Source organism: Streptomyces sp. NPDC046379 (assembly GCF_055587785.1).
In genome coordinates this window covers 64,410-68,363 of the sequence record NZ_JBVJFP010000026.1, presented here as the reverse complement: position 1 = coordinate 68,363, position 3,954 = coordinate 64,410, and the positions used below count along the sequence as shown (strand labels likewise).

The 3,954-nt window shown below is 73.9% G+C and carries 3 protein-coding genes; 2 read left to right on the top strand and 1 reads right to left on the bottom strand.

What is annotated here, in order from left to right; genetic code table 11:
* Positions 1–80 precede the first annotated feature (80 nt).
* Positions 81–473 (bottom strand): winged helix-turn-helix transcriptional regulator, encoded by a 393-nt coding sequence (locus ACZ6KF_RS31455; protein WP_356632497.1) that lies wholly within the window; start codon positions 471–473, stop codon positions 81–83.
* A gap of 182 nt (positions 474–655) precedes the next feature.
* Between ACZ6KF_RS31455 and ACZ6KF_RS31450 the strand changes: the two genes are divergently transcribed.
* Complete coding sequence (locus ACZ6KF_RS31450; protein ID WP_356632294.1) at positions 656–1,513, top strand: SDR family oxidoreductase; 858 nt, start codon at positions 656–658, stop codon at positions 1,511–1,513.
* A 272-nt stretch (positions 1,514–1,785) separates the two neighbouring features.
* Positions 1,786–3,954: AfsR/SARP family transcriptional regulator (locus tag ACZ6KF_RS31445; protein WP_469241453.1), on the top strand; the 2,169-nt coding region annotated here is incomplete at its 3' end.

Sequence of the window (3,954 nt, the reverse complement as noted above, 5' to 3'; positions counted from 1 at the left end):
CGACCAGCTCGACCACGCCGTCGAAACCACCGGCAAGGGCGACCTCGCCCAACTCCTCACCGGCAACGACACCTGGACCGTCACCGACTGACCCGAACGACACCCCCACACGAAACCCGGGCGGACTGCACCGCCCGGGCCTCGTCGTAGGCCGTGCGGGCACGTTCCACGTCGTCCATGCGCCTCTGCGTCCACTGCGCCAGCGACCGCACCTGCTCGGCGGCCTCCCGGCCCAGGTCGGTGAGCGAGTAGTCGACGCGCGGCGGGATGACCGGCTTGGCGTCGCGATGGACGAGGCCGTCGCGTTCCAGGGTCTGAAGGGTCTGGGCCAGCATCTTCTCGCTGACCGTGACGCTCCGCCCGATTTCCCGGCGCAGCTCGCTGAACCGGTAGGAGCGGTCGAGCAGCGCGATCAGCACCAGGACGCCCCAACGGCTCGTGACGTGCTCCAGGACCAGCCGGTGCGGGCACATGGCTTCGCGGGCGGCCGCGTTCTCACTCGGTCCCACTGAACTCGCCTCCAGGCGCCTACGGGCAATCACTCACCCAGACCCACTTACTTTGACACCAGTACCTTACTTCAAAGTGGGTACTATCTTATGGTTAGCGCCCCTTCTAGGGTTAGTGACACAACGAACCCCGAAGGAGCCAGACCATGAGCATCGTCGTCACCGGAGCCAGCGGAAAGCTCGGCCGCCTCGTCGTGGAGCAGCTGCTGGAGAGGGTTCCGGCCGAGGGGATCACCGCCGTCGTGCGCACCCCGGAGAAGGTCGCCGACCTCGCCGGGCGCGGCGCGCGGATCGCCGTTGCCGACTACAACGCGCCCGAGACCTTCGACGACCTGTTCGCCCCCGGCGACAAGGTGCTGCTGATCTCCGGAAACGAGTTCGGCAAGGGCCGGGTCGGCCAGCACCGGGTCGTGCTCGACGCGGCGAAGGCGGCCGGCGTCGCCCTGTTCGCCTACACCAGCGCTCCCGGCACCCTCTCGGCCGCGCTCGCCGACGACCACCGGGGCACGGAGGAGGCGATCCTCGCCTCGGGCGTGCCGTATGTGCTACTGCGCAACGGCTGGTACCACGAGAACTACACCGAGAACCTGGCCCCGGTGCTGGCGCACGACGCGGTCGTGTCCGCCGCCGGAGAGGGCCGGGTCTCCTCCGCCGCGCGCGCCGACTACGCCGCCGCGGCCGTCGCCGTGCTGACCGGCGAGGGGCACGAGAACAGGACGTACGAGCTGGGTGGCGACGAGGCGTGGAGCTTCGCCGAGTACGCGGCGGAGCTGAGCCGGCAGACCGGGCGGGAGATCGTCTACCGGTCCGTCTCCACCGACGACCTGACCGGCATCCTCGCCGGGGCCGGGGTGCCGGAGGCGTTCGCCGCGGTGCTGGCGGGCGTGGACGCATCCATCGAGAAGGGTGAGCTGGTGGTCGACTCCGGCGACCTGTCCCGGCTGACGGGGCGTCCGTCCACGCCGCTCGCCGAGGCGATCGCCACCGGGCTGAAGGCCGCCTGACGCCACGCCGGCTCCCCCGGACGCCTGCACGGTTCCCCTCCCGGGAGTCTGCCGCTCCCCCGGACACCCGCCCGGCTCCCCCGAGAGCCTGCCGCTTTCCCGGACACCCGCCCGGCTCCCCCGGACACTGACCGGTTCCGGCCGGGCCGACGGGAAGTGGCCCTCCGGTGTCGGTCCCGTACTGGATCGCTGAACTCCTGTTCGGCGACTCGGCGTACGGCTACGCTGAGCCGCAGTCACGGACTGTCACGGGCTGTCACGGAGGCAGGCGCATGGGGGAGCCGATATTCGGCGTGCTGGGCCCGCTCCAGGTGCGGGCGCGGGGCGGGCCGGAGCCGCTGCGGCTGGGCGGTCCGAAGCCGCGCGCGGTACTCGCGACGTTGCTGCTGCAGCCGGGGTCGTTCGTCTCGCTCGACGTGCTGACGGAGGTGCTGTGGCCGGGCGGCGCGCCCCGTTCGGCGGTGGCCAACGTCCGCACCTACGTCCGCGCGTTACGCCGGATCCTGACGGCCGCGGGCATCGCCACCGACGGGCTGCGCACCCTGCCCTCCGGCTACGCCCTGGACGTCGAACCCGTCGACCACGATCTGCAACTCTTCGAACACCGTCTGGAGGCCGCCCGGGCCGCCCGCGACCGCGGCGACGGCGTCACCGCCCTGCGCGGCTACGAGGCGGCGCTCGCCCTGTGGCGCGGCGGCGTCCTCCAGGACCTGCCCTCCAGCGTGGTCTGGGACCCGGTCCTCACCCGGATCGAGGAGCTGCGCTCGCTCGCCGTCGACGAGTGCCTGGAGGTCCGGCTGCGGCTCGGCGACTACGCGCCGCTCGTCGCGGACCTGCGGATCCGTCTCGCCGAGGACCCGCTGCGCGAGGACCTGTGGCAGATGCTGGTGCGCGCCCTGCACGGGGCCGGCCGGGTCACCGAGGCGCGTGCCGCCTACGCCGAGGCCGAGCGGATCCTCGCCGCCGAACTCGGCGTCGCTCCCGGCGCCCCGCTGCGCGCGGCCGGCGAGCAGGTCAACGGCCTCACGGACCGGCGTCGTACGGCCCCGGCCGCGCCGGTGTGCCAGCTGCCGATGGACGTGCCCGACTTCACCGGCCGCGACACCGAGGTCGCCGCCCTGGAGGAGTTGCTGGCCGGGGCCGGACGGCGTCCGGTCGTCGCCGTCGTTTCGGGGCCGCCGGGGTCGGGGAAGTCCACGCTGGTCGTCCATGTGGCCCACCGGGTGCGGCACAGGTTCCCGGACGGGCAGCTGTTCGTGGAGCTGGGCGGCCTCAGCGACCGGCCCCGGGAGGCGGCCGACGTGCTGGCGGAGATGCTGCGCGGCCTCGGCGTCATCGACGCCGCCATGCCGGCCGGACCGGGCGAGCGGGCCGCGCTCCTGCGCTCCCGGCTGGCCCAGCGCCGGGTCCTGATCGTGCTGGACGACGCCGCGACCGGCGTCCAGGTCCGGCCGCTGCTGCCGGGCACCGGCGGCTCGGCGGTGCTGGTCAGTTCCCGTCGCCGGATGCCGTCCCTGCCCGCGCACCACTGCCCGCTCGGCGTGATGCGCCGGGAGGAGGCCCGCGCCCTGCTCGGCCGGATCGTCGGCGAGGACCGGCTGCGCGCGGCCGGCCCGGACGCGGACCGGGTGCTCACCGGCTGCGGCTCACTGCCGCTGGCCGTGCGGATCGCCGGCGCCCGGCTGGCCAACCGGCCCGGCTGGAGCGTCGGCGCGCTCGCCGACTTCCTGCACGACGAACGCGGCCGGCTCGACCAGCTGCAGACCGGCGAGATGGAGGTGCGGGCGAGCGCGGAGCTGAGCTACCGGTATCTGCCCGAGCAGGCCGCCACCGCCTTCCGCGCCTTCGGCCGGCTCCCCGACGAACCGGTGCCCGGCTGGCTCGTGTCCGTCACGATGGGCAGCCCGACAGAGCCCGCCCGGGCCCTGGAGACCCTGCTGGACGAACATCTGGTGGAGGCGGTGGGCGCCGACCCGCTGGGCCTTCAGCGCTATCGCATGCATGCCCTGCTCCGTATCTACGCGCGTGAACTCGCCGAGACGGAGACGGACGGGCCGCGGATCTGGCGCGGGCGCGTGCTGGGGGCCGTCGACACCCTGATCGCGCTGGCCCGCTGTGCCAACGCCGCCATGCCGACGCGGTTCCTCGGAGTGCTCGGCGTCCCCGGCGAACGGACGCCGCTGCCCGGTCCGGCGGCCGGGATCACCGCGGCCGTGCGGGCCCGGCCGGTCGAGTGGTTCGAGAGCGAACGCCGGATCCTGGTCGCCGCCGTGGAGTGCGCGCTGCGCCTGGGCGAGCCGGCGCGGGCCGCCGCGCTGGCCGTGGAACTGGCGGGCTTCTTCGACATGCGCGGCTACTACGGCGACTGGCTGCGCACCCACCGACTGGTCCTGGACGCCATGCCCGGTGTCCCGACCGCCGTTCCCGGCGTTCCGACCGCC